We start from the raw sequence: 26,150 nt of genomic DNA on the forward strand, positions 1-26,150 counted from the left end.
CCCGGGAGCGCCGGACCCAGCGGACCGGCGCCCGGACCTCAGCGGACGAAGCGGGCCTCGCGGACGGCGGTGCCCTCGGCCAGGACCTCGCCCAGCGAGCGGGCCCGCAGCCCGTCGGCGGCGTATCCGGCCAGGACCTCGCGGACCAGCCGGCCCTTGTCCAGGACGGGGGCCGGCCCGTCGGCGGCGCCGTCCTCGGGCCCGGCGAAGCCGTCGTGCGCCAGCACGATCGCCCCGCGGTGCACGCCCTCCCGGGCCTTGGCGAGGCGCCGCTCGTGCGGCACGTCCCGCCAGTCCCAGGTGGTCGGGCCCCACAGCACCGGGGTCAGCCCGGCGCCGGTGACGGCCCGCCAGGTGCGCGGCGTCTGGCGGCCGTTGGGCGGGCGGTGCCAGCGGACCGTGCGGCCCAGGACGTCCTCGAGCTCGGCGCGGCCGCCCCGGACGACGGGACCGACGTCGTGCGGCGGCAGCGTGGGCAGCGGGCGGTGGTCGACGCCGTGCAGGGCCACCTCGTGGCCGGCGGCGACGACCTCCTCGAACAGCGCGCGGTGGCGGCGCACCCGGGTCATCAGGACGAAGAAGGTGGCGGTGGCGCCGGCGTCGGCCAGCGCGGCGAGCACGCGGTCGGTGCCGCCGGGTTCCGGGCCGTCGTCGAAGGTCAGGACCACCGACGGCGCCGTCGTGCGCACCGACACCACCGAGCCGGCCACGGACCCGGCGGCCCGGCGCGCGGCCGTCAGCGCGGCGCGGCGACCGGCGCGGTAGGCCCGCACGGCCGGTGACGGAGCGCTCATCGGGGCGCGACCCGGCCCAGCCGCCAGCGGCGCCCGTCGCGGGCGTACTCCTCGTAGACGACGCCGAGCGCGCCGCCGACCATGCCGAGGCCGCGGAAGACCGCACGGGCGCCACGGGCCTGGTGCCGCGCCGACCCGCTGACCCGGCCCAGCGCCCAGCGGGCGCTCCCGCCGCCCAGGCGGAGCAGCCCGCGCAGCACGCCCCGGGCCCGGACCCGCAGCCGGGCGGCGGTGCCGGCGGTCAGCCGCAGCTCGGTCAGCACGGTGGCGTTGCCGTGGCTCCAGGCGCGGATGAGGACCCAGCGGCGGGTCGTCCGCTCGGCCGGCACGCGGTCGACCGCGGCCGACTCGTCGCACCAGACCATGCGCGCACCCGCGTGCGCCAGCGAGCGGCTGAACAGGGTGTCCTCGCCGCCGGCCAGCCCCAGGGCCGACTCGAACCGGGTGCCCGCGGCACGGACCTGGTCGAGGTCGAGGAGCAGGTTGCCGGTGGCGGCGACGTCGATCTCGGTGCCGGTCGGCATCCGGCGGCGGACGAAGAAGCGGCCGGCGAGGATCCAGGGGTCGACCGGGCCGGGGTACTCGGCCAGGATCCGCCCCGAGACCGCGGCGGCGCCGGAGTCCTCCCAGGTGGCCAGCAGTGCGCCGAGCCAGTTCTCGCAGGGCCGCTCGTCGTCGTCGATGAAGGCGAGCAGCCGGGAGCCGGCGGCCTCGTCGAGGGCACGGTTGCGCACCGCGGCGATCCCCGGCCGGGACTCGACGACGTACCGGACGCCGGGGACGGCCGCCGCGACCGCGGAGCCGGAGCCGGCGGGGTCGTTGTCGACGACCAACACCTGAGCGGTGAACCGGCCGCCGGCGGCCACCTCGGCGACCTGCTCGAGCAGCCGCGGCAGCAGGTCGCGCAGGTCGTCGGGGCGGCGGAACGTCGGGACGGCGACGGTGACCCGCACGCCGCCCGGGTCGGGCCGGCGACGGGCCGACGGCAGGGTGGTCGACTGCATCGGGGGCGTGGCGGTCACGCCTCATCCCATCACCGGGGCTGCGGCGTGCGCTTCCCCCGGAAGGGCTGGGAGGAGGGCCCGCGGACCAGCGCGGCGACGGCGATCCCGGCCCCCTCGAGACTGCCGCGGACCGCCGTGACGAGCGGCCGGGGCGAGTGGAGCAGCTGGCGGCGGCCACCGCGCAGCAGGATCTCCCAGCTGACCCGCGGCGTCCGCACCAGCCACCCGAGCAGCTGCCGGCGGGGCAGGTTGCGCGCCGCGAAGACGAGACGGTTGCGGCAGTTGTAGCGGTAGTAGAGGTCGGACTTCGCGTCGCCCTCCCGCTCCCCCTGCGTGCCGCCCTCGTCGTGGACGGCCACCAGGTCGGAGCGGACGACGAGGGAGCCGCCGGCGGCCAGCGCGCGGTGGCTGAGGTCGACGTCCTCCCAGTAGAGGAAGTAGCCCTCGTCGTACCCGCCCAGCCGGTCGGCCATCTCCGCCGAGACCACCAGGCAGGCCCCCGTCAGCCAGTCCTCGACCGGCCCCCGGGACCGGGTGGGGCTGTGCCGGGCGCCGGTGCGGCCGTCGCGCAGCCCCAGCGTGGAGCCGGCGAACACCGTGGCGCCCGTCGAGTCCACGATCCGCGGGGCGAGGACCGCGAGCGGGTCGGTCAGGCTGGCCAGTCTCAGCTCCTCGAGCACCTCGGGTGTCGCCGAGGCGTCGGGGTTGAGGCAGCAGAATGTGGCGCAGCCGAGCTCGCGGGCCCGGGCGAACCCGGCGTTGGTCGCCGCGCCGAACCCGCGGTTGTCCGGGAGGGCCACCAGGTCCCACCCGCGCTCGGCGGCCAGCGCGGTGACCGCCGCGCGCTCCTCGTCGGTGCTGTGGTTGTCCACCACCACGACGCGGACGTGCGGGCCGAGCGCGCCGGCGGCTGCCAGGTTCCGGCGCAGCAGCGCGCTGGAGCCGTAGTTGACGACGACCAGGCCCAGCCCCTCCGGGCCGCCGCGGTCAGCGACGGCCCGGAGGGAGGGAGGGCTCTCCAGCGACACGCGAGCAGTGTCGGTCACGGAGCGGCCGGCGCCGTGCCCGCCTCGCCGACCCACAGCTGGTCGAACCGGACCGCGGTGGCCGCGGTGGCGGTGCCCGACACGTACGCGTCGAGCAGGACCGTGCCGGCACGCTGCAGCACCGCGGCGTCGTCGGTCCGGACCAGCGCCCAGGCCGCCGGCTCGGCCGTGCCGGTGGCCCACGCCTTGACCCGCAGGGTCGTGGTGCCGGTGCCGGCCGTCTCGAACCGGACGGTCAGCGACGTGCCGGGCCGGTGGCCGCCGGGGAGCAGGTAGCCGCCGAGGATGGTGTCCTGGTCGTTCACCGTCCGGACGAGCATGACCTCGACCTGGCCGTCGGCGCGGAACCGCAGCTTCACCCGGTAGTCGGTCAGCCCGACGCTGCGGGTGGCCAGGCCGACGTACACGCCGCCCCCGGTGGGGGCCTGCGGGAGCGTCAGCGCGACCTGCATCGCGACGTCCTGCCGGGAGAACTGGGACAGGCCGGCGCCGGTGGTCTGCCCGGCCGGGCTGCGCAGCTGGCCGGCGCCGTCGACCACCGAGGCGTTGGCCACGGGGCCGGCGATCGCCCAGGGGCCGCCGGTGTCGGCCGTGCCCCACCCGCCGGTGACCTGACGCTCGAAGGCGTCGGCGGCCAGCGGCGGAGTGCCCGGCTGCGGCTGCGGCTGCGGCTGGGGGGCCGTGACGGTCACCGACCGGGTGGTGGTCCCGGTGGCGCCGGCGGCGTCGGTCACGGTCAGCCGCACCGTGTAGGTGCCGGCCGCGGCGTAGGTGTGCGTCGCGGTGGCACCGGTGGCGGTGGCGCTGTTCCCGAAGTCCCAGGCGTACCCGGTCACCCCGGTGTCGTCGGTCGAGCCGGAGCCGTCCACCGCCACGGTCAGCTGCGACGGCGTCGCGGTGAACGAGGCCACCGGGGCCTGGTTCGGGACCGTCACCACCGTGCCGGACGGCTCGACCCGCAGGTCGTCGACGCGCAGCGTGGAGATCGCCGTCGCGCTGGCGGAGACGTAGGTCTCCAGCGCGACCGCACCCGGGCGCTGCAGGGCCGCGGTGGCGTCGGTCCGGGTCAGGCCCCAGGTCGCGGGCTCGGCCGTGCCGGCGCGCCACACCTTGACCTTGAGGGTCGTGGGCGCACCGCCGCTGGTCTCGAACCGCACGGTCAGCGCCGTGCCCGCGGCGTAACCGCCGGGCATCTGGTAGCCGTCGAGGATGGTCTCCACGCCGTCCACGGTGCGGGCGAGCATGACCTCGACCTGGCCGTCGGCGCGGTACCGGAGCTTCACCCGGTAGTCGCTGAGCCCGACGCTCTGGGCGACGAGGCCGACGTACGTGCCGCCGCCGGTGGCGAGCTGGGGCAGGGTCAGCGTCGCCTGCAGGGCGACGTCGGTCCGGTTCACGCCGGACAGCCGCGCCGAGGCGCTCTGCCCGGCCGCACCGGCCAGCCGGCCGGTGCCGGCGCTGACCGAGGTCGAGCCGGCGGTGGTCCAGACACCGCCGCGCTCGGCGGTGCCCCAGCCGGAGGCGACCTCCCGGCCGAACGAGTCGGCCGCGATCGAGCCGGCGCCGGTCGGGGCCGCGGTGACGGTGACCGACCGCGTGGTGGTGGCGGTCAGGTCGCCACCGTCGGTCACGGTCAGCCGGACCGTGTAGGTGCCCGGGGCCGCGTAGGTGCGCGAGGCGGTGACGCCGGTGGCGGTGGAGCCGTCACCGAAGTCCCAGGCGTAGGAGCGGATCACGCCCTCGGGGTCGCTGGACGCGCCCGCGTCGACCCGGGCGGTCAGGTCGGCCACCTGGGTGCTGAAGGCCGCGGTCGGGGCGAGGTTCTGGCCCCGGCCGAGGGCGGCGTGGGTCGACACCTGCTGCGCGGACAGCGCGGCCGGGTAGACGGCGACCTCGTCGATGCGCCCGGTGAACCAGGCGCTGCCGCCGCCGGTCCACGCGGAGTCGCCGCCGATCCGCCAGTAGCCGTTGTACGGCTGGGCGCGGAAGGCGCCGGCCTTCGAGCCGACGAGGGTCCCGTCGACGTACAGGGCGAGGCCGGAGCGGTTCATCGTGGCCACGACGTGGTGCCAGCGGCCGTCGTTGTAGGCGGTGGGGCCGGTGATCGTCTGGGTGGCGCCGGTGTAGATGCCGAAGGACACCCTGCCGCTCGGGTCCATCCACACGTGCCGGTCCCAGTTGGCGCTCAGGCCGGTGTTGCGGTCGCCGAAGCCGATGATCTTGCCACCGGCCGACGAGGTCGTCTGGAACCACGCCTCGACGCTGAACGTCTGCGGGCCGGCGATGGCCGTGCCGGTGGACGCCATCCCGCTCGAGGTGCCGTTGAAGGCCGACGCGGTGTTCGGGTCGCCCGCGATGGCGCCGGCCACCTGCCGGGTCACGCCGCCGCCGACCGTGAGGTCGCGGGCACCGGCGTAGTCGTAGGCGATGCCGCCGGAGGCCTCACCGAGGTACCAGTGGTCCAGGGCGCCGTCGGCGGCGACCGCACGGGCGTAGGGCCGCGACGCGCCGCTGCTGGCGGCGGGCACCGTGCCGGTGACCCACGCGGAGCTCAGCCGGTTGCCCGCGGGGTCGCTGACCGTCACCAGCCAGCGGTGCGAGCCCGCCGAGGCGCTCGTGTCGACGCAGCCGAAGGTCGGCAGGTCCCACCAGCGGGTCGGCCGGGTCGCCTCGCAGACCGGCGCGGCGGTGTCGCTGTCCCGGTAGACGCGGTAGGTCAGGTTCTCGTTGTCGCGGTCGGTGACCGACGGCCAGGTCAGCCGGACGGCGCCGGGGACCATGGTGGTGGTCAGCGTGAAGGGGTTCCTCGTCGCCGGGCCGACCCGGTTGGGGGCCAGCGCCGGGACGGCGAACCGGACGAGGCCCTGCTGGCCGACGCCGTTGACGGTCGGGAACTCCCCGCCGTAGACGACGTAGTCGCCGTTGCCGGTGACCGACCAGCCGGCCTGGAACTGGCCGGTGTAGGTGCCGGCGATGAAGTCCGGGTCCCAGGGGAGGTACGAGGGAGCCGCCTGCCCGACCAGCCGGGTGTTGGAGCGCAGCTCGCTGATCCGCTGGACGGTGCCGGTCACGGCCACGGACAGTGCGTTGCCGAACATGTGCACCCGGGGCTGCTGCTCGGGGAAGCTGCCGATGTTGGCGCAGTCGTGGGCGTGCGACGCCGTGTAGACGACGCTGCTGGTCGCGTGGACGGCGTAGTGGTCACCCCGGCAGTCGGCGAACCACACCGCCTGACCGCCGTCGGCGCGCGCGGCGAAGGTGCCCTCGAGGTTGCCCGGGCCGCCGAAGTCGTAGCCGGTGCCGTAGACGACCCCGTTGCTGGTGGTGAGGCTGTAGACCGCGGCGTTGGGGCCCTGGTTGGTGATCAGCTGACCGACCGCGAAGGGCTTCGTGGCCCCGGAGGTGGCGTCCACGGCACCGACGCCGGACGTCGCCGTGCCGTTCAGGGTGCCGAACCGGCCGGCGACGACCACCTGGTTGGAGCCGGCCAGCGTGATCGCCATGATCTGGTTGGCGGTCCCGCCGGGCTGCGGCGCCCAGGCCGCGAGGGCACCGTTGGCGGCGCTCACGGCGGCCAGCCGGGTGCGGGCCACGGAGCCGACGGCGGTCACGGTGCCGCCGAAGTAGACGGTCGAGTCGGTGGCCGCGATGGCCGACACCTGGCCGGAGACGGCCGGCCGGAAGTCGGCCACCAGCTCGCCGGTGGTGGCGCTGAAGGCGGCGATGCGGGTGCGCACCTGCCCGTTGACCCGGCCGAAGTCACCGCCGACGTAGAGGCGGGAGCCGTCCGGGGAGGCGGCGAGGGCCAGGACCTGGCCGTCGAGCGTCGGCGCGAAGGAGGTGATCAGCTCGCCGGTGCGGATGTCGTAGGCGAGCAGGTTGCTCCGCGGGGTCTCCGCGACGCCGGGCGCGGCGCCGGCCGGACGGGCGGTGGTGAAGTCCCCGCCCACGAAGACGGTGTTGCCGACCACCACCTGGGCCCAGGCGACCCCGTTGATCTGCACGGTGGGCAGTGCGTCCGCCGTCACCGTGGCCGGGGTGGCGGGGTCGGCCGGGTTCACCGGCGCCCAGTCCGCCGAGGCGATCCCCGGGGCCACCCCGCCGAGGACCCCGGCGAGGAGCAGGGTCGCGAGGAGGCCTGCCAGGAGTGCCCTGGGCGAGGCGGCCGTGCGTGCTGACGTCACTTGATCCCCCGTGTGTCGCGTCGAGCGCATGACCGTCCTCCGGCCAGGCGGATGAACACTAAGCGTGACGACCAGGGGGCCCCATCCCCCGTTCCGGCGACATGTCCGCAGGTCGTGCGGAGATCTTGCGGATCGGTCATCACTCTGGGTGATGTCGGCGGAACGGCAGCAGGGCCCCGGCCGGAGCCGGGGCCCTGCTGTCCTGCGGGATGGAGCGGGTCAGCCGGCGGAGCCGGTGAAGACCATGAAGGGCGCCCCCGCGCGGTGACCGACGGAGACCGTGACGGTGTCGCGGTCGTCCCGGGGCACGCTGAAGACGTAGACGCCCTCGGCCGAGTCCCCCGGCTCGAGCGAGCCGGAGAACGGTGCCTGCGACGGGTCGTCCAGGGGTGAGGCCGGCACGGCGTCGCTGCCGTGGGTCAGGTCCACGGCCACTCCCCCGAGGTCGGCGGTGTCGTCGGTGCCGTTGGTGATCCGCACCGTCACCCGCAGCGCCGGCCCGGACACGTTGCCGCGGCCCTGGCCGGTGCCGTCGATCGCCTCGACCGAGGCGACCGAGGCCGTGATCCCGTCGCCGGCCGCGGCCGGCTGGTCGAGGGGGACGGCAGGCTGGCTGGGCGGCAGCTCGTCGACGACGGGCTGCGGGTCCTCCGCCGGTGGGGTCGCCTGCGCCCCGGGGTCGGTGGAGCCCAGCGACGGCTCGGTCTCGGTCGCCGGCGTCGAGGACTGCGTCGCAGCGGCGGCGGACCCGCCCGGCTCCTCGTCGTCCCCGCGCACGAGGACGGACACGGCGACGAGGGCGACGAGCACGACCGCCGCGAGCGCCAGGAGCAGTCGCCGCCTGGATGACGGCGCGGCCGGTGACGGACGTTCCTCCACGGCGGTTCCCCCTCGCTCCTCGATGTCGCTCACTGCTGGGCCGCCGGGAGGTACTCGTCCGCCCACGGCCGCGGCTGCGCCGGGGTGGGCAGGGGGACGACGTCACCGGCCGGCGCGCCCGCCCGGCCGGCCGGCAGGTCCGCGCCGGTGGGACGGCGGCGGCCACCGGGCCGGGTCCGGGGGAAGCGGCGGGCGGCCAGCGTCTCCGCGAGGGCCTCGTATCCGGCGGCGACCTGGTCCCAGTCGTAGCCGCGGGCGAGCTCCCGGGACCGGCGACGGTCCCGCTCGACGCGGTCGGGGTCGGCCTCGACGGCGGCCAGCTGGTGGGCGACGTCCTGCCACGTGCGGAAGAAGCGGCCCGCGTCGCGCACGACCTCGCGGTTGAAGTCGACGTCGAAGGCGGTCACCGCCGCGCCGGCGCCGATGGCGCGCAGCAGCGAGGGGTTGGTGCCGCCGACCGAGTGGCCGTGCAGGTAGGTCGCGCAGTTGGCGTAGAGCTGGTCGAGCAGCCGCTGGTCCCACACCCCGCCGAGGAAGCGCACCCGCTCGTCGGCGAGGGCGTGCACCCGGCGGGTGTAGCCGTCGCTGTAGGGAGCCGAGCCGACGACGACCAGCGGCTTGGTGGCCTCGCCGGCGGAGTAGCCGCGGACGATGACGTCGACGTGGTTCTCCGGCTCGAACCGGGCCACCACCAGGTGGTACCCGCCGGGCTCGAGGCCGATCCCGGCGAGCAGGTCCGAGCCCGGGTCCACCAGCGGCGCGCCGTAGGTGAGCAGCGTGGTGGGGGCGTCGAAGGTGTCGCGGTAGTAGTCGGCGATGCCCTGCGCGTCGGCGATGAGGACGTCGGACCATCGGACGGCCAGCGACTCGGCCGCCCGGTAGTAGTGGCGGCCGGCCGGGCCCCACTTGGCGCGCTTCCACTCCAGCCCGTCGACGTGCGTGGCGACCGGGATGCGCGCGGCGCGCAGCACCGGCAGGAGCGGGGCGTTGGCCGCGTTGAAGACGATGGCGGCGTCGGTGCGGTGGGCCAGCAGGTGCCCGACCGACAGCGCGGTGTGGCTCAGGGTCTCCAGCGACCGGCGGCGGGCGGCGGGCAGGTGCACCAGCTCCATGCCGAGGTGCTCGGCCGGCGGGGGCTCCTGCGCGCCCGGGGTGGTGCGGCAGTAGACGACCACCCGGTGCCCGCGGTCGGCGAGCCGGCGGCCCACCTCCTCGACCGCCGTCTCGAAGCCGCCGTAGCGGGCGGGGACGCCTCGGGTCCCCACCATGGCGATGCTCAAGCGGGCCATCGGCCGGTCCTCCGGGAGGTGTGTGCGGTGCCGCGCGGCGCGCGAGCGGGACGTGGGGGAGCTCCGGGAGGAGCCCTCCGTCGACGCTAGGGAGGGGACGGGAGGGCACTCGTCCCCCCGCGGGGTGGGACGCGGGTGAGACGGGGGTGAGCCGGTCAGTACGCGCCGGAGCTGCTGACCACGGCGCGGACGGTCTTGACGAGGATCAGCGCGTCGAGGGCGAGCGACCAGTTCTCCACGTAGCGGAGGTCCAGCCGCACGGCCTCCTCCCACGACAGGTCGCTGCGGCCGGAGATCTGCCACAGCCCCGTGAGGCCGGGCTTGACTAGCAGGCGACGGCTCACCGAGGAGTCGTAGCGCTCGACCTCGGCCGGCAGCGGCGGGCGCGGGCCGACCAGCGACATGGAGCCGCCGAGCACGTTGAACAGCTGCGGCAGCTCGTCGAGGGAGAAGCGGCGCAGCCAGCGGCCGACGCGGGTGACCCGCGGGTCCCAGCGCATCTTGAACAGCAGCCCGCCGCCCTCGTTGCGGTCGAGCAGCTCGGCCAGCCGGCGGTCGGCGTCGACGGACATGCTGCGGAACTTGAGGATGGTGAAGCCCCGGCCGTTCACCCCGATCCGCTCCTGGCGGTAGAGGACCGGCCCCGGGCTGTCCAGCCGGACGGCGAGGGCGATGAGGAGCAGGACCGGCATCAGGGACAGCAGGGCCAGCGCGGCCGCGGCGCGGTCGACGCCGCCCTTGACCACCCGGCGCCAGCCCTCGAAGCGCGGCTGCTCGACCGACAGCAGCGGCAGGCCCTCGAAGGGCCGGATGTGCAGCCGCGGTCCGGCGACCTCGATGAGGCCCGGGGCGACGAGCAGCTCGGTGCCGGTGCCCTCCAGCTGCCAGGACAGCCGGCGCAGGTACTCCGCCGCGGTCTCGCTCGCCGAGGTCACCGCGACGGTGTCGGCGCCGTGCCGGGCGACCGCGGCGGCGACGTCGTCCAGTCCCGAGACGGGGACGCGCAGGGCCTCGGCGACGCTGCTGCGGCTGTCGGGCGTCACGCAGGCGGCGACGACCTCCAGGCCCGCGAAGTCACCGCGGCGCAGCCGGGCGGCCAGCTCGGTGACCGCGCCGCCACGGCCGACGACCACCACCCGCTTGGTGCACGAGCCGCGGGCGCGCAGCCGGCGCAGCCGGCACCGGGCGGCGTACCGGCCGGCGAGGGTGAGCACGGTGAGCGCGGGGACGGCGAGGACGACGAGGGCGCGGCTGAGGTCGAGCTGCGCGATGTAGGAGACGAAGCTGGTCAGCGCGAGCAGCAGGAAGCCGGCTCGGCCGACGCCGCGGAACTCGTCGCTGCCGGTGCCGAAGACCCGCTCGTCGTGCGCGCCGGTGCCGGCGAGCAGCACCGGCCACGAGAGCACCATGACGACGGCCGGCAGCAGCAGGTCCGCGCGCACGTCGGCCGTCGAAGCGAGGAGCACGGTGCCGGTCGCGGCGACGGCGGCGGTCACGTCGAGGGCGTACAGGGCGGCCGAGTAACGGCCCTCCCAGCGGCGCGACGGTGGGCGGGACACCGCGCGGAGGCGGCCGGGGACGCTGCCCGGAGGAGTCCGGCGCGCCGTCGTCCGCGCAGCCGTCCCCGGTCCTGCGCCGTGGTGGTCCAGCAGCACGTCTCCCCCTCGACCGCGTCACTCTCAGTACGCGGAGGAGGTGCCGATCACGGTGTGTATCAGTTCACCGGACGCCGTGCCCGTGCATCTCCCCCTGAGCACATTCGACACTCACAGAGCGTCATCAAAGGGTCAATGCGGAGAGTGACCGTGTCACCCGAAGGGGAGACCCTGCGGTCACGTTCGGGGGTGCACCACGTTCTGCGCCGCCTCCAGGCCGAGGGCGAGCAGTTCCTCGGCGGCGTCGGCGGCCTCCGCGACGAGCAGGTCGAGCTCCTTGCGCTCGGTCGCGGAGAAGTCCCTCAGCACGAAGTCGGCCGGGTCCTGCCGGCCGGGCGGACGGCCGATGCCGACCCGCACGCGCAGGTAGTCCTTCGTCCCGGCCGCGCGGCTGACCGAGCGCAGGCCGTTGTGGCCGCCCTCCCCGCCCCCGCGCTTGAGGCGCACGGCCGCGAAGGGGATGTCGAGCTCGTCGTGCACGACGACGAGGTCGGTGACCGGCAGCTTGTGGTAGTCGAGCAGGCCGCGGACGGGGCCGCCGGACTCGTTCATGTACGTCGTCGGGCGGGCGAGGACGACGCGGCGGCCGGCCAGGCGCCCCTCGCCGGCCAGTGCGCGGGCGCGGGCGCCCTTGCCGGCGGTCAGCCTCACGCCGGCGCGGGCGGCGAGCTCGTCGAGCACCATCGCCCCGACGTTGTGCCGGTTGCCCGCGTAGCCCGGCCCGGGGTTGCCCAGGCCCACCACGAGGAAGGGGCCCTCCGAGGGAGGGGACGCCGCAGGGGCGCCGGCGGTGCCGGCGCCCCTGCGGGGAGTGCTCTCGCTCAGCGGGGACCTCAGCTGTTCTCGGTCGACTCGATCGACTCGCCGCTGCCCTGGTCCTGCGGCTCGGGGACGACGTCGCCCTCGCCGACGCCCTCGGCGGCGGGCGCGGACTCCTCGCGCTCGATGCCGGCCTCGGCCTCGGCCTCGGCGAGCTCGGCCTCGAGGGCCTCGGCGGTCGGGGCGCCCAGGAAGCCGATGACCAGCGCCTCGGGGTCGGTGATCAGCGTCGCGCCGCGCGGCAGGACGAGGTCGGCGGCCGTGATGTTCTGGCCCGCGGTGCGGCCGGTGACGTCGACCTCGATCGTGTCGGGCAGCGCGGTCGCGTCGGCCTCGATCGCGACGGTGTTGAGCTGGTGGTTGGTGATCGCGTCCACGCCGGGCTCGCCGACGACGACGAGCGGCACCTCGACGGTCGTCTTCTCGCCGCGGCGGACGGCCAGCAGGTCGACGTGCTCGTGCTGGCGGGTCAGCGGGTCGCGCTGCACCGACTTGGTGAGCGCGAGGTGCTCGGTGCCGTCGAGGACGACGGTGATCAGGGCGTTGGTGCCGCCGTTGCGCAGGACCGCGGCGAGCTCGCGGGCCGGCAGCGACAGGTGGACGACGTCCTGGCCGTGCCCGTAGAGGACGGCGGGGACGCGGCCCGCGCGGCGGGTCCGGCGGGCGCTGCCCTTGCCGAACTCGGTGCGGGCCTCGGCGGCGAGGCGGTAGTCAGCCACGGTGGTGTGCTCCTCAGGAGGTGGGTCTGGCGGCGGCCGGCACACGGCGCGGCACACCCCTCGGGGCACACGCACGTCGATCACGGAGTACGGACGGGCCGTCTCCCTCGCCGGGCAACCTCGTCAGGGTACCCGACCGTCCGACCGCGCCGTCCCGGCGGGAGGCGACACCCGGTCACACGGCCGGGAAGGCCCAGCTCACCGGAGTGCGGCGCCCGCCCGCTAGCTCGCTCCGTCGAAGAGGCTGGTGACCGAGCCGTCCTCGAAGACCTCCTTGATCGCCCGGGCGAGCAGCGGGGCGATCGAGAGGACGGTGAGCTTGTCGAACTGGCGGGCCGGCTCGATCGGCAGCGTGTTGGTCACGATGACCTCGCTGACGCGGCTGTTCTTCAGCCGGTCGACCGCCGCGCCCGAGAGGACGCCGTGGGTCGCGCAGACGATGACCTCGGCGGCGCCGGCCTCGAACAGCGTCTCGGCGGCCTTCACGATCGTGCCGCCGGTGTCGATCATGTCGTCGACCAGGATGCAGACCCGGCCCTCGACCTCGCCGACGACGCGGTTGGCGACGACCTCGTTGGGCCGCATGGGGTCGCGGGTCTTGTGGATGAAGGCCAGCGGGACGCCGCCGAGCTTGTCGCTCCACCGCTCGGAGACGCGCACCCGCCCGGAGTCCGGCGACACGACGGTGATCTCCCGGTCGCCCCAGCGCCCCTTGACGTGCTCGACCAGCAGGTCGAGGGCGAAGAGGTGGTCGACCGGCCCGTCGAAGAAGCCCTGGATCTGCGCGGTGTGCAGGTCGACGGTCATCAGCCGGTCGGCGCCGGCGGTCTTGAACATGTCGGCGACCAGGCGGGCGGAGATGGGCTCGCGGCCGCGGTGCTTCTTGTCCTGCCGGGCGTAGGGGAAGAACGGCGCGACGACGGTGATCCGCTTGGCCGACGCGCGCTTGGCGGCGTCGACCATGAGCAGCTGCTCCATGAGCCAGGTGTTGATCGGTGCGGAGTGGCTCTGCACGATGAAGGCGTCGCAGCCGCGGACGGACTCCTCGAAGCGGACGAACAGCTCGCCGTTGGCGAACTCGTAGGCGGCCGTGGGCGTCGGCGTGACGCCCAGGTGCCCGGCGATCTCGGCTGCCAGCTCGGGGTAGGCCCGACCGGAGAAGAGCATCAGGCTCTTGCTGGTGGTCTGCCGGATCGCACTCATCGGCTCACTGCCTCACTGCTCGTGGTGGGCCCCGGGCTCCGCCGGCCGGTCCGCCCCGTCGCTCGCGGGCCGGCTCCCGGCCGTGCCCTCGGCCGCTGCTCCTGTGGCTGCCGCCGCGGCCTGCGCGGCGGCGGTGCCCGGGCGGCGGCGTGCGACCCAGCCTGCCACATTGCGCTGGCGGGCCCGCGCCACACCCATGGCCCCCGGCGGGACGTCCTGGGTGATGACCGAGCCCGCGGCGGTGTAGGCACCGTCCCCGACGGTGACCGGCGCGACCAGCATGGTGTCCGATCCCACCCGCACCGCGTCGCCGATGGTCGTGTGGCTCTTGGTCACGCCGTCGTAGTTCACGAAGACCGTCGCCGCGCCGATGTTCGACCCGCGGCCGATCGTCGCGTCGCCGACGTAGGACAGGTGCGGCACCTTCGACCCCTCGCCGACCACGGCGTTCTTGGTCTCCACGAAGGCGCCGACCTTGGCGCCTTCGGCCAGCCGGGTGCCCGGCCGCAGGTGGCTGAACGGGCCGACGACGGCCCGTGGCCCGACCTCGGACTGGCTGCAGTGCGAGCGGAGCACGGTGGCGTCCTCCCCCACCGTGCAGTCGGTCAGCGTGGTGTCCGGGCCGACGACGGCACCGGCGGCCACCGTCGTCGTCCCGTGCAGCTGGACGCCGGGCAGCAGCCGGGCCCCCGGGAGGACGGCGGCGGTGACGTCGACCCAGGTGGTCGCCGGGTCGACGACGGTGACGCCCGCGACCATGAGCGCGTCGAGGACCCGGTCGTTGAGCGTGCGCCGGCGCGCGGCGAGCTCGCGCTGGTCGTTGCAGCCGAGGACGTCGACCGGGTCCTCGGCCCGGACGGCGGCCACGGGGGCGCCGCCCTCGACCAGCGGCGCGAGCGCGTCGGTCAGGTACTGCTCGCCCTGGGCGTTCGCGGTGGACAGCCCGGCCAGCACCCGGCGCAGCGTGGCGGCGTTGGCGACGTACACGCCGGCGTTCACCTCGCGGATCGCGCGCTGCTCGTCGGTCGCGTCCTTCTCCTCGACGATCGCCCGCGGCGCGCCGCCGGCGTCCCGGACGATGCGGCCGAGCCCGGTCGGGTCGCCGACCTCGGCGGTGAGCACGGTGAAGACGCTGCCGGCGGCGTGGTGGGCGGCCACCAGCGCACCGAGGGTGGCGGGGGTGAGCAGCGGGGAGTCGCCGTTGACCACGAGCACCGGGCCCTCGAGGTCGGGGACGGCGTCCATCGCGACCCGGGCGGCGTGCCCGGACCCGCGCTGCTCCTCCTGCACCACCGCGCGGGCTCCCGGCGCGACCGCGGCCAGGTGCGCCTCGACCGACTCCCGGCCGGAGCCGACGACGACCAGCGTGGCGCCGGCCTCCAGCGGCGCGGTGGCGGCGAGGACGTGGCCGAGCATGCTGCGCCCGCCGAGCTCGTGCAGGACCTTCGGGGTGGCCGACCGCATCCGGGTGCCCTGGCCGGCGGCCAGGACGACGACGGCGGCGACTGCCTGCTGCAGGCTCACGGAACTCCTCGGGACGGTGGGGTGGCTGCTGCCGGTCGGACGCCGCTGGTGGGACGCCGCTGGTGGGACGCCGCTGGGGGACTCGGACTCGAACCGAGACTTCCCGGCTCCAAAGGCCGGCGGGCTGCCGATTACCCCATCCCCCACCGCGCGCCGTGCCCGCACGGCGCCGCGTGGGTCGAGCCTAGGACGCGCGACCGGCGGGGGCACGGGAGCGGGGCACCGGAGCAGGGCGCCCGAGCGGGAGAGGGACCGGACCCTCCGGGGAGCGGCCGGTCCTACGGTGACGTAGGTTACGGCCTCGTAGCCGCCGGTCCTCGTCCGTGCGGCCCGCGACGGACGACCCCTGGAGGCCATGTGTCCGCCCCTTCCCTCACCCGGCCGACGGCCTTCACCCCCGCGGACCCCGACAAGGGGCTGCCGGCCACCGCGTACGGGAAGGAGAAGGGTCACCTCGAGCAGCTGGTCCTCTACGTCTTCGTCGTCATCCCGTTCCTCGCCCTCGCCGCGATCGTCCCGGTCGTGTGGGGCTGGGGGATGACCTGGCTCGACGTCGCGCTCTTCACCGCCTTCTACTTCGTGCCCCTCCTCGGGGTCACCGTCGGCTACCACCGCTACTTCACGCACGGGTCGTTCAAGGCGTCGCGGCCGCTGCGGATCGCGCTGGCGATCGTCGGCTGCATGGCGATCCAGGGCCCGGTCGTGCAGTGGGTGGCCGACCACCGGCGGCACCACGCCTTCTCCGACCGTGAGGGTGACCCGCACTCGCCGTGGCGCTACGGCACCGACACCCGGGCGCTGCTCAAGGGCATGTTCCACGCCCACCTGGGCTGGCTGTTCGACCGCCGCCAGACCAACGCCGCCCGCTACGCCCCCGACCTGCTCAAGGACCGCGGCCTCACGATCACCAGCCGGCTGTTCAGCCTGTGGGCGTTCCTGAGCCTGGCCCTGCCCGCCGCGATCGGCGGCCTGGTGACCGGCAGCTGGGCCGGCGCGTGGAGCGCGTTCTTCTGGGCCGGGCTGGTCCGCACCGGGCTGCTGCACCACGTCACCTGGTCGATCAACTCGATCTGCCACGTGGTGGGCAACCGCCCGTTCGCCTCGCGTGACCGCGCCACCAACTTCTGGCCGCTGGCGATCCTCAGCGCCGGCGAGTCCTGGCACAACCTGCACCACGCCGACCCGACCTGCGCCCGCCACGGCGTCCTGCGCGGCCAGATCGACATCAGCGCCCGCACGATCTGGGTGTTCGAGAAGCTCGGCTGGGCGCACTCGGTGAAGTGGCCCGACCCGGTCCGCCTGGCCGCCAAGCGCGTCCCTGCCGCGAGCGCCGCCTCCTGAGCGTCGCCGGGGCGCCCCGGCCCCGGCCCCGCCGCCGGATGACCGCCGCGCAGCGGCGCGAGCAGCTCGTCGCCGTCGGCCGGGAGGTGTTCGCCCAGCGCGGGTACGAGGCCACCTCCATCGAGGAGCTGGCCGCCCGTGCCGACGTCAGCAAGCCGGTCGTCTACGAGCACTTCGGCGGCAAGGAGGGGCTCTACTCCGTCGTCGTCGACCGCGAGATGGAACGGGTGCTCGACCGGTTCACCTCGGCGCTGGCCGCGGGCGGCAGCCCGCGGGCGCTGCTCGAGCGGGCGGCACTGGCACTGCTGGACTACGTCGAGGAGGACACCGACGGCTTCCGGGTGCTCTCCCGTGACTCCCCCGGCTCGTACTCCTCGTTGATCGGCGAGCTCGCCCGGCGGGTCGAGCACCTGCTCGGCGAGCGGTTCGGCGAGCGCGGCTACGACCCGCTGCTGGCCGCGCTCTACAGCCAGGCGCTGGTGGGGATGGTCGCGCAGGTGGGTCAGTGGTGGCTGGAGACCCGCTCGCCGGGCAAGGCCGAGGTGGCCGCCCGGCTGGTCGACCTCGCCTTCGCGGGGCTCTCCCGCCTCGACCCCGACCCGGCGCTGCGGCACGAGCGCTGCTGAGCCCCTCCCTCAGCCCACCAGGCGGGCGCCGGGCACCGGGCCGTGCACGACGCGGACGGTGCGGAACAGGCCCTCCCCCGCGAGGACGGCGGCCAGGCGCACCGCGGCGTCCTCGTCCGCGGCCAGCGCCGCCACCGTCGGGCCCGACCCGCTGACCACCGCGGCGGCGGCACCGGCGCCGGTGGCGCCCCGGAGGGCACGGCGCAGCGCGGGACGCAGCGAGACGGCCGGCGCCTGCAGGTCGTTGGTCAGCGCCGCCGCCAGGGCCTCCACCGGGCCGCTGCGCAGCGCCGCGACCACCGGCTCGGGCGAGGGGAACGCGGTGCCGTCGGGCAGGCGCCCCTCGGCCCGCAGCCGGTCCAGCTCGGCGTAGACCGCCGGGGTCGACAGCCCGCCGTCGGCGATGCCGAGCACCCAGTACCAGGGCCGTCGGGCCAGGACGGGCGTGAGCCGCTCCCCGCGGCCGCTGCCGAGCGCGACGCCGCCGGCCAGGCAGAACGGCACGTCGCTGCCCAGCTGCGCGGCCAGCCCGGTGAGGTCGCCCCGGGTGGCGTGGGTGCCCCACAGCGCGTCGAGGGCGACCAGGGCGGCCGCGGCGTCGGCGCTGCCCCCGGCCAGCCCCGCGGCGGCCGGGATGGCCTTGTCCACGGCGATCGCGGCGTCGGGGGCGACCCCGGCGTGCTCGGCGAGCAGCTCGGCGGCCCGCCAGACCAGGTTGCGCCGGTCGGTGGGGACCGGGTCGGGCCCGCCGGCGCCCTCGCCGGTCACCGTGACCGACAGCCCCTCGCCGCGGCGCACGGTCACCGTGTCCAGCAGCGAGACGGCGAGGTAGACCGTCTGCAGGTCGTGGAAGCCGTCCTCGCGCAGCGGGCCGACGGCCAGCGAGACGTTGACCTTGGCCGGGGCGTGCGCGGACACCGCGCCGTCCCCGCGGGTGTGCCCGGGACCGCCCGGGGACGACCAGCTCACGGGGCGGTCGCCGCCAGGCGCGCGAAGTCGGCCACCGACAGCTGCTCGCCGCGGGTGGTGGGGTCGATGCCGGCCGCCCGCAGCCGCTCCTCGGCCGCGGCGGGGCTCCCCGCCCAGCGGGCGAGGGCCGCGCGCAGGCCCTTGCGGCGCATGGCGAACGCGGCGTCCACGACGGCGAAGGTGGCGGCCCGGTCGCCGGGCGGCGGGTCGTGCCGGTCGAGGGAGACCAGCCCGGAGTCGACGTTGGGCTCGGGCCAGAACACCCGGCGGCCGACGTTGCCTGCCCTGCGTGCGGTGCCGTACCAGGCGGCCTTGACCGACGGCACGCCGTAGGCGGCGCTGCCCGGTGGGGCGGCCAGCCGCTCGGCGACCTCGGCCTGGACGAGCACCAGGGCACGCCGGAGTGAGGGCAGCAGTTCGAGCAGGTGCAGGAGGACGGGCACGGCCACGTTGTACGGCAGGTTGGCCACGAGCGCCGTGGGAGCGGGTCCGGGGATGTCGGTCACCCGCAGCGCGTCGGCCTCGACGACGGTCAGCCGGCCGGCCAGGTCCGGCCGGCGCGCGGCCACGGTCTCCGGCAGCAGGGCGGCCAGCCGGGGGTCGATCTCGACGGCGGTGACGGCCGCGGCGGCGGGCAGCAGGCCGAGGGTCAGCGAGCCGAGGCCCGGGCCGACCTCGAGGACGACGTCGTCGGGACGCAGCTCGGCGGTGCGCACGATCCGCCGGATGGTGTTGGCGTCGTGCAGGAAGTTCTGCCCGAGTGACTTGGTGGGACGCAGGTCGAGCCGCTGGGCCAGCTCGCGGATCGCGGCCGGGCCCAGCAGCCCGTCGGCCTGCTCGGAGGTGCTCAGCGGCTCACGCTCAGGAGAACAGCCGCGGGCCGCAGTGCGGCCACTGGCCGGCGCCGGAGCGCGCGTAGAGCATCTGGGCGCGCATGGTCTGCTCCGCGGGCGAGGCCTGGGACGGCAGGCCGCTGCCGCCGACCGACTGCCACGTACCGACCGAGAACTGGTAGAGGCCGTGGTACTTGCCGGTGGAGCTGACCGCGTTCGCGCGGCCGCCGGACTCGCACTGCGCCAGCGCCGCCCAGTTCAGCCCGTCGGCGGAGGGGGCGTTGCCGCTGCTGGCGGCCGGGGCCGGGCGCTCCTTGGTGCCGATGCTGACGAGCTCGTCGACCGCGGGGCGGGTCACGGCGGTGTTCAGCTGCTCGCGGGTGCTCTGCACGCCGTCGACGTAGGTGACCCGGAAGGTGGTGGCCTGCTCGCCCTCCACACCCTCCTGGGTGACGGTCTCGGTCCCCTCGAAGGCGTTCGGGTCGTCGGTCTCGACGGTCTGGAAGTCGACGGCGGTGGTGACGACCTCCTCGACGACCTGCACGCGGTAGACCTGCAGCCGCATGGCGTTGAGCAGCGGCTGGGTGGCGAGCAGGCTCAGGCGGTCGTCCGGTCCCAGCACCACGCCCTGCTCGGCCAGCAGGTCGCTCGCGGTGGGGGCCGTGGTGGTGACCACCCGGGTGCCGCCGTCGACGACGAGCGTGACGTCCTTCGGGGTGGTGATCGACAGCGCCATGCCGTCGAGCGGGAGGCGCTCGCTGCGGCTGGCCGACAGCACCATGTCCTCGGCGCGGTAGCCGAGCTGGTCGAGGGCCTCGTCCACCGACAGCGCGGTCACGTAGACCTCGCGGGAGACGCCGTCGACGGTGAGCTGCAGCGGGCGGGCGCGGTTGACCACGACCGTGTCGCCGTCACCGACCGCGGCCTCGGGCGCCGGGAGGACGACGTCGTGCGACTGCGTCTGCAGCCCCTCCTCCTCGAGGACCTCCCCGACGGTGTCGGCGTAGGTGCTGACCTCGCGGGCCTGGCCGTCCACGGTGAGGGTGAGCGACTTCTGCGCGGCGAACCAGGCCACGGACCCGTCCACCAGTCCGAGCAGGACGAGGGCGCAAAGGGCGAGCTTCAGCGTTCGGGGCACGACACTTCCACGGGGTCGGAGGACCGGGCAGGGGGTCGTGCGCGCGAACGACAGCCCCGGGGATCGGAGGACCGTCGGACGCCGCCCGGGTCGATCCCACTCCGGCTGTCAGTCACGACACGATAACGAGCCCGGTGCGTGTGGCAACTGTGCGCACGGAGTGAAGCAGAGGGCCGACACGTCGACATGCAGCCGCGCCGACACGTTCAGTGAGGAACTCGCCGCGTGTGACGGGTGGGGCGGATGCGCAGCGTGAGATCAGCCGGTGACCGAGGTCACGGTGTGGCCGGTGCTGCGACGGGGCAGGCGGGGCCGCTCAGCCGGCGAGCGCCCGCTCGTCCGCCCGCACGGGGCGCAGCCAGGTCACCAGGAAGGCCGCGACGGCGAGTCCCGCGGCCAGGCTCGCGAAGCCGCCCGCCACGAGCGCCACCGGGAGCAGGTCGACGTTCTCGGTCACGCGGTCGCCGAGGTCGATGCCGGCCGCCAGCAGCAAGGTGCCCAGGGGCAGCAGGGCGAGGACGCTGGTGGCAGCCGTGACCAGGTGCGCGGTCCAGGTGCGCAGCGCCTCGTCGACCGGCACGTCGGCGCCCTCGGCCGGCAGTGGGCGGACGAGCACGCGCAGCAGGGCCGTCTCGGCCAGCAGCCAGGCCACCAGCGGGACGAGCACGGCGACCCAGCCGACGGTGTCGGCGAGGTCCCCCCGCCGCCACATCACGACCGCCACGACGAGCTCGGCGACGACGACGGCGCGGGTGGTCCAGAGCAGCCACAGCGAGACCTGCTCGCTGCGGCGGGGCCGCCGGGCGGGGTCCGACAGCCGCCAGCGCGGCCGCGGCCGGGTGGCCTCGGCGAGGACGACGCCGGCGAGCAGGCCGACGACCAGGGCCGGGAGCCAGAGGAAGACCGACGCCTCGGCGAACATCACGACGCTGGCGACGACCCCCACGAGGCCCAGCAGCAGCCCGAGCCGCCGGACCCGGCGGCCGTGCTGCGCCTGGCGCTGCAGCGTGGCCACGCCCTCGGCCGTGGGGGTCGCGAACTCCACGCCCGCCGACGCGACGGCGCGGCGGCCGGCCGCCAGGGCCCAGGCGCGGGCGAGCAGCACGCCGGGCACCAGGACGGCGATGAACAGCACGACGGCGATGAGGCGGCCCACGGTGTCCAGTGTGCAACGCCGTGGCGACTAACCGGTGGGGTCGGTCCCCCAGGGGCCGAAGACGCGCTCGGCGTTCCGGGTCAGGGCGTCGCAGAGCTCCGCGAGTCCCACGCCGGTGACCTCGGCCAGCGCCCGGACGGTGTGCGGCAGCAGGCGCGAGGCGTTGGGCCGGCCGCGGTACGGGACCGGGGTGAGGAAGGGCGAGTCGGTCTCGACCAGCAGCTGGTCCAGCGGCGTGCGCGCCGCCGCCTCGCGCAGGTACCCGGCGTTGCCGAAGGTCAGCGTGCCCGCGAAGGAGAGCACGTGCCCCCTCTCGACGCAGGCCGTGGCGAAGGCGGCGTCGCCGGAGAAGCAGTGGAACACCGTGTGCTCCGGCGCCCCCTCGTCGTCGAGGACCCGCAGGATCTCCTCGTGCGCGTCGCGGTCGTGGATGACCAGCGCGACGCCGCGCTCCTCGGCGATCCGGATGTGCGCCCGGAACGACGCCTCCTGCGCCGCCCAGCCCTCGGGGCCGGTCCGGTAGCGGTCCAGCCCGGTCTCCCCCACCGCGCGGACCCGCGGCAGCGCCGCCAGCCGGTCGATCTCGGCCAGCGCGTCGTCGTCGGCCGCGCCCTCGCCCGCCTCGTTGGGGTGGACGGCGACGGCGGCCAGCACGTTCGGGTGCCGGGCCGCCAGGTCCGCCGCCCAGCGCGAGGAGGGCACGTCGACGCCGACCTGCACCAGCCGCGGGATCCCCACGGCGGCCGCGGCCGCGATCTCGGCGTCCACCGCCTCGTCGTCCGCGGGCTCGTCGGTGCGGAAGCCGTTCAGGACGATGTCGAGGTGGGTGTGGCTGTCGACCGCCGGCGCCGGGAGCGGCTCCGGGGACGGCGGCGGATCGCCCCGCCGGTTCGCCCGCGATGCGGCCGACCGACTCACTCCTCGCCCTCGAGCCGGCGCAGCTCCTCCTCGACGACGGAGTCGTCGAGCTTCCTGAACACCGGGGTGGGCGGGGACAGCGGCGTGCCCGCCTGCAGCCGACGGGACGCCCACACCGCCTGCGCGGCGTCGTAGTCGCCGGTGATGACCGGGTAGGGCGAGCCGTCGTCGAGGTCGGTGACCTCCCGGATCTCCGGCGTCGGCGACCACACGCCCGTGCCGCCGAGCAGCTCGTGCACCTTCTGCGCGGAGTGCGGGAGGAACGGCGTCAGAAGCGCGTTGCAGTCGCTGATCGCCTGCAGCGCGGTGTGCAGCACGGTGTCCCGGCGGGCCGGGTCCTCCTTGAGCTTCCAGGGCGCCTGGTCGGACAGGTACTTGTTCGCCTCGCCGACCACCCGCATCGCCTCGGTGGCCGCGGCCTTCTGCCGGTTGCGGGCGAGCAGGTCGCCGATCGGGCCGAACGCCGACGACGTCGCCTCCAGCAGCGCGCGGTCGGCGTCGGTCCGCTCCCCCGGCGTCGGGACGGCGCCGACGTTCTTGGCCGCCATCGACACCGTGCGGTTGACCAGGTTGCCCCAGCCGGCGACGAGCTCGTCGTTGTTGCGCCGGAGGAACTCCGCCCAGGTGAAGTCGGTGTCCTGCGACTCGGGGCCGGCGACGGCGACGAAGTAGCGCAGCGCGTCGGGGTCGTAGCGGGCCAGGAAGTCGCGGACGTAGATGACCACCTGGCGCGACGAGGAGAACTTGCGCCCCTCCATCGTGAGGAACTCGCTGGAGACCACCTCGGTGGGCAGGTTCAGCCGGCCGAGCGAGCCCGGGGAGCCGCCGCGGTCGCCCTCGCCGTCGTACCCGAGCAGCTGGGCCGGCCAGATCTCGGCGTGGAAGACGATGTTGTCCTTGCCCATGAAGTAGTAGGCGTCGGAGTCCGGCGTCTGCCACCACTGCCGCCAGGCCTCGGGGTCACCGGACCGGCGGGCCCACTCGATCGAGGCCGACAGGTAACCGACGACGGCGTCGAACCACACGTAGATGCGCTTGTCGGGCCGGTCGCGCCAGCCGTCGAGCGGCACGGGCACGCCCCAGTCGATGTCACGGGTGTAGCTGCGCGGCTTGAGGTCCTCGAGCAGGTTCCGGCTGAAGTTGAGGACGTTGGGCCGCCAGCTCTTCCGGGTGGCCAGCCAGTCGCCCAGCGCGCGGGTGAACGCCGGCAGGTCGAGGAAGTAGTGCTCGCTCTCGACGAAGCGCGGCGTCTCGCCGTTGATCCGGCTGACCGGGTTGATCAGGTCGGTGGGGTCGAGCTGGTTGCCGCAGTTGTCGCACTGGTCGCCGCGGGCGCCGTCGTAGCCGCAGATCGGGCAGGTGCCCTCGATGTAGCGGTCGGGCAGCGTGCGGCCGGTCGACGGGCTGATGGCGCCGAGCGTCGTCTGCGGGAAGACGTACCCGTTCTTGAGCAGGCCGAGGAAGATCTCCTGGCTCACCTGCGCGTGGTTGGCCGTGGTGGTGCGGGTGAACAGGTCGTAGCTCAGGCCCAGGGCCTGCAGGTCGCCGACGATCAGCCGGTTGTTCCGGTCGGCGATCTCCCGCGGGCTCACCCCCTCGGCGTCGGCGGCGACGGTGATCGGGGTCCCGTGCTCGTCCGTGCCGCTGACCATGAGGACGCGGTCCCCGGCCATGCGGTGGTAGCGGCTGAAGACGTCGGAGGGGACGCCGAAGCCGGAGACGTGGCCGATGTGCCGCGGGCCGTTGGCGTAGGGCCAGGCCACGGCGGTCAGGATGTGCCGATCACTCACGGGACGAGAGTAGTGAGCCCCGCCCACCCGCCGGGTCAGTGACCGGCCACGGTGCTCGCCGGCGGCAGCTCACCGGCGACCGGCGTGGTGACCGCGAGGGCGCCGAGGGCGACGCCGATGAGCGCCACGGTGGCCAGCCGCAGTCGCGGGTGCCGCGTCGGGGCGGCGGTGCGCACGCGCGGCGGGGCGGCCTCGGCCCAGGCGAGGGTGGTCGGCGCCGAGGTCAGCAGCAGCTTGCCCACCGGCACGGCCAGCGCGAGCAGTGCGACGGCCGGCAGGGGCAGCGTGGTGGGCAGGTCACCGACCAGCGGGGTGAACTGGGTGACGACGAACAGCGCCGCGACGGCGGCGACCTCGGCGCAGGCGAGGCCGTCGACCAGCCGCCGTGCGCCCTCGAGGGCCGCCAGTGCGCTGCCCGCGCAGAGCACGACCCAACCGGCCAGCCCGCCGAGCACCGCCACCACCAGCAGCGCCGAGGGGCGCGGTACGGCGGTGAACAGCCCGTCGAGGCCGGTCAAGCCGCCGGCGAGCAGCGCGAGGGCCTCCAGTCCGCACACCGCGGCGAGCGCGAGCACGGGGGCCGGCCGCCGCACGGGCGCGGCGAGGACGGGGAGGGGGGCGTCGAGGACGCTGGTCGCCACGGGTCTGCTCCTGGCCGGGGACGTCGGTCACCGGTCAGGTCGTCGCCCGCGCGGGGGCGCTGGAGACGGGGCGGAGGGGGCCTCACCCCTCCGGAGGGTCAGCGGGTGCTGCCGCGGGCCTCCCGGTCCGCGACGAGGCGCTCGGCCGCGGCCTCGCCCTCGGCGCCGGCCAGACGGCTGCGCTTGCGGCCGTAGAGGAAGTAGATGGCGACGCCGATCGCCATCCAGACCGCGAACCGCACCCAGGTGTCGGCCGGGAGGTTGAGCATCAGGTAGAAGCAGGCCAGCGCCGAGACGATCGGCAGGAACGGCACCAGCGGCACCTTGAAGGAGCGGTGCAGGTCCGGCCGGGTGCGCCGCAGCACGATGACGGCGATCGAGACGAGCACGAAGGCGAACAGCGTGCCGATGTTCACCAGCTCGGCCAGCGTCCCCAGCGGCAGGAACCCGGCCAGCAGGGCCACCGCGATGCCCGTGCCGATCGTGATCTTGTACGGGGTGCCGTACTTCGGGTGGACGGCCGCCATCCCGGGGGGCAGCAGGTGGTCGCGGCTCATGGCGAACAGCACCCGCGACTGGCCGAGCATCAGGATCATGACGACCGACGTCAGGCCGGCCAGCGCGCCCACGGAGATGACGCTGGAGACGAACGACAGCCCGACGCTGCTGAACGCCTCGGCCAGCGGGGCCTCGGTGGACAGCTCCGAGTAGGGCTGCATGCCGACGACGACCAGCGAGACGGCGACGTAGAGCAGCGTGCAGATCACCAGCGAGCCGATGATGCCGCGCGGGAGGTCCCTGCGCGGGTCCTTGGTCTCCTCGGCCGCCGTCGCCACGATGTCGAAGCCGATGAAGGCGAAGAAGACGATCGAGGCGCCGGCGATCACGCCGCCCCAGCCGAAGCTGCCCTGGGTGAAGCCGAGGAGCTGGATGAGCGGGGCGTGCCAGCCGCCCTCCCCCTCGGCCGCGGGCTCGGCGGGCGGCACGAAGGGCGTGTAGTTGTCCGCGGTCAGGTAGAAGAGTCCGAGCACGATGACCAGCAGGACGATGGCCACCTTGATCGCCACGATCACACTGGTCACCCGCGAGGACAGCTTGATGCCGAGGACCAGGACGGCGGTCATCAGCAGCGCGATGGCGATGGCCGGGATGTTGACCGTCGCGGCCTCCCCGGCGATCGAGGTGGGCAGCGGGATGCCGAGGTCGCCGAGCAGCTGGTTGAGGTAGCCCGACCAGCCCACCGAGACCGTCGCCGCCCCGAGGGCCAGCTCGAGCACCAGGTCCCAGCCGATGATCCACGCGACCATCTCGCCCATGGTGGCGTAGGAGAACGTGTAGGCCGACCCCGCGACCGGCACCGTGGAGGCGAACTCGGCGTAGCAGACCGCCGCCAGCCCGCAGACGACGCCGGCGATCACGAACGAGATCGCCACCGCCGGCCCGGCCGTCGTCCTCGCGACCTCGCCGGTGAGCACGAAGATGCCCGTCCCGATGATCACCCCGACGCCGAAGACGGCGAGGTCGAGGCCGGAGAGGTTCTTCTTGAGCCGGTGCTCGGGTTCCTCCGTGTCACGGATGGAGTCCTCGACCGACTTCACCCGGCGCGTGCCTGCGGTCACAGC

Annotated in this window: 21 protein-coding genes and 1 tRNA gene; 2 read left to right on the forward strand and 20 right to left on the reverse strand. The window is 75.2% G+C overall.

Annotated elements, in window-relative coordinates; all coding sequences use genetic code 11:
- Positions 1 to 38: 38 nt before the first annotated feature.
- The 12 genes from BM414_RS30810 to BM414_RS12190 form a co-directional block, all read right to left on the reverse strand.
- Positions 39 to 794: a polysaccharide deacetylase family protein gene (locus tag BM414_RS30810; RefSeq protein ID WP_093579692.1), complete on the reverse strand. Its 756-nt coding sequence runs from the start codon at positions 792 to 794 to the stop codon at positions 39 to 41.
- Entirely contained in the window at positions 791 to 1,816 is a 1,026-nt protein-coding gene (locus BM414_RS12140) for a glycosyltransferase family 2 protein (RefSeq protein ID WP_217644688.1), read from the reverse strand. Before BM414_RS12140 ends, BM414_RS30810 begins: the two co-directional genes overlap by 4 nt.
- 11 nt (positions 1,817 to 1,827) lie before the next feature.
- Positions 1,828 to 2,826 carry a glycosyltransferase family 2 protein gene (locus tag BM414_RS12145; RefSeq protein ID WP_175551567.1) on the reverse strand — a complete coding sequence of 333 codons (999 nt, stop codon included), beginning with the start codon at positions 2,824 to 2,826 and terminating at the stop codon, positions 1,828 to 1,830.
- 14 nt (positions 2,827 to 2,840) lie between these two features.
- Entirely contained in the window at positions 2,841 to 7,028 is a 4,188-nt protein-coding gene (locus BM414_RS12150; protein ID WP_245784660.1) for a PKD domain-containing protein, read from the reverse strand.
- Between the two features lie 219 nt (positions 7,029 to 7,247).
- Complete coding sequence (locus BM414_RS12155) at positions 7,248 to 7,907, reverse strand: hypothetical protein (protein WP_093579695.1); 660 nt, start codon at positions 7,905 to 7,907, stop codon at positions 7,248 to 7,250.
- A 29-nt stretch (positions 7,908 to 7,936) separates the two neighbouring features.
- A complete protein-coding gene (locus tag BM414_RS12160) occupies positions 7,937 to 9,196 on the reverse strand; it encodes a DUF1972 domain-containing protein (RefSeq protein WP_245784661.1) in 1,260 nt (419 codons plus the stop codon).
- Between the two features lie 155 nt (positions 9,197 to 9,351).
- On the reverse strand, positions 9,352 to 10,755 hold the full coding sequence (locus BM414_RS12165; protein ID WP_245784662.1) for a sugar transferase: 1,404 nt from the start codon (positions 10,753 to 10,755) through the stop codon (positions 9,352 to 9,354).
- Between the two features lie 273 nt (positions 10,756 to 11,028).
- Positions 11,029 to 11,595: an aminoacyl-tRNA hydrolase gene (gene pth, locus BM414_RS12170; protein ID WP_093579696.1), complete on the reverse strand. Its 567-nt coding sequence runs from the start codon at positions 11,593 to 11,595 to the stop codon at positions 11,029 to 11,031.
- An 89-nt stretch (positions 11,596 to 11,684) separates the two neighbouring features.
- The gene (locus tag BM414_RS12175; RefSeq protein WP_093579697.1) at positions 11,685 to 12,389 is read right to left on the reverse strand and encodes a 50S ribosomal protein L25/general stress protein Ctc; all 705 of its coding nucleotides are present in this window, start codon (positions 12,387 to 12,389) and stop codon (positions 11,685 to 11,687) included.
- Between the two features lie 222 nt (positions 12,390 to 12,611).
- Positions 12,612 to 13,592: a ribose-phosphate diphosphokinase gene (locus BM414_RS12180; protein WP_093579698.1), complete on the reverse strand. Its 981-nt coding sequence runs from the start codon at positions 13,590 to 13,592 to the stop codon at positions 12,612 to 12,614.
- 12 nt (positions 13,593 to 13,604) lie between these two features.
- Positions 13,605 to 15,116: a bifunctional UDP-N-acetylglucosamine diphosphorylase/glucosamine-1-phosphate N-acetyltransferase GlmU gene (gene glmU, locus BM414_RS12185; protein WP_093579699.1), complete on the reverse strand. Its 1,512-nt coding sequence runs from the start codon at positions 15,114 to 15,116 to the stop codon at positions 13,605 to 13,607.
- 73 nt (positions 15,117 to 15,189) lie between these two features.
- Positions 15,190 to 15,262, reverse strand: a tRNA-Gln gene (locus BM414_RS12190).
- A gap of 211 nt (positions 15,263 to 15,473) precedes the next feature.
- On the opposite strand from BM414_RS12190, the gene BM414_RS12195 reads away from it, so the two are divergent.
- Positions 15,474 to 16,457, forward strand: a complete 984-nt coding sequence (locus BM414_RS12195) for an acyl-CoA desaturase (protein ID WP_093579700.1) — start codon at positions 15,474 to 15,476, stop codon at positions 16,455 to 16,457.
- A gap of 38 nt (positions 16,458 to 16,495) precedes the next feature.
- Positions 16,496 to 17,083 carry a TetR/AcrR family transcriptional regulator gene (locus BM414_RS12200; protein WP_093579701.1) on the forward strand — a complete coding sequence of 196 codons (588 nt, stop codon included), beginning with the start codon at positions 16,496 to 16,498 and terminating at the stop codon, positions 17,081 to 17,083.
- Between the two features lie 9 nt (positions 17,084 to 17,092).
- On the opposite strand, the gene BM414_RS12205 is transcribed toward BM414_RS12200, so the two are convergent.
- The 8 genes from BM414_RS12205 to BM414_RS12240 all read right to left on the reverse strand — a co-directional run bounded on the left by BM414_RS12205 (position 17,093) and on the right by BM414_RS12240 (position 26,147).
- Positions 17,093 to 18,052, reverse strand: coding sequence for a 4-(cytidine 5'-diphospho)-2-C-methyl-D-erythritol kinase (locus BM414_RS12205; protein WP_093579702.1), 960 nt, complete (start codon positions 18,050 to 18,052; stop codon positions 17,093 to 17,095).
- The gene (gene rsmA / locus BM414_RS12210) at positions 18,049 to 18,768 is read right to left on the reverse strand and encodes a 16S rRNA (adenine(1518)-N(6)/adenine(1519)-N(6))-dimethyltransferase RsmA (RefSeq protein WP_245784663.1); all 720 of its coding nucleotides are present in this window, start codon (positions 18,766 to 18,768) and stop codon (positions 18,049 to 18,051) included. The genes BM414_RS12205 and rsmA overlap by 4 nt, the downstream gene beginning before the upstream one ends.
- Positions 18,769 to 18,913: 145 nt before the next feature.
- On the reverse strand, positions 18,914 to 20,023 hold the full coding sequence (locus BM414_RS12215) for a resuscitation-promoting factor (protein ID WP_093579704.1): 1,110 nt from the start codon (positions 20,021 to 20,023) through the stop codon (positions 18,914 to 18,916).
- A gap of 316 nt (positions 20,024 to 20,339) precedes the next feature.
- Complete coding sequence (locus tag BM414_RS12220) at positions 20,340 to 21,179, reverse strand: hypothetical protein (RefSeq protein ID WP_093579705.1); 840 nt, start codon at positions 21,177 to 21,179, stop codon at positions 20,340 to 20,342.
- Positions 21,180 to 21,206: 27 nt separating this feature from the next.
- Positions 21,207 to 22,097 (reverse strand): TatD family hydrolase, encoded by an 891-nt coding sequence (locus BM414_RS12225; protein ID WP_093579706.1) that lies wholly within the window; start codon positions 22,095 to 22,097, stop codon positions 21,207 to 21,209.
- A complete protein-coding gene (gene metG / locus BM414_RS12230; protein ID WP_093579707.1) occupies positions 22,094 to 23,887 on the reverse strand; it encodes a methionine--tRNA ligase in 1,794 nt (597 codons plus the stop codon). The genes BM414_RS12225 and metG overlap by 4 nt, the downstream gene beginning before the upstream one ends.
- 35 nt (positions 23,888 to 23,922) lie before the next feature.
- On the reverse strand, positions 23,923 to 24,528 hold the full coding sequence (locus BM414_RS12235; protein ID WP_093579708.1) for a hypothetical protein: 606 nt from the start codon (positions 24,526 to 24,528) through the stop codon (positions 23,923 to 23,925).
- A 98-nt stretch (positions 24,529 to 24,626) separates the two neighbouring features.
- A complete protein-coding gene (locus BM414_RS12240; RefSeq protein WP_093579709.1) occupies positions 24,627 to 26,147 on the reverse strand; it encodes an amino acid permease in 1,521 nt (506 codons plus the stop codon).
- Positions 26,148 to 26,150: the final 3 nt, after the last annotated feature.

Origin of the sequence: Geodermatophilus amargosae (genome assembly GCF_900116515.1) — a bacterium.
In the GTDB taxonomy this organism is placed as follows: Bacteria; Actinomycetota; Actinomycetes; order Mycobacteriales; family Geodermatophilaceae; genus Geodermatophilus; species Geodermatophilus amargosae.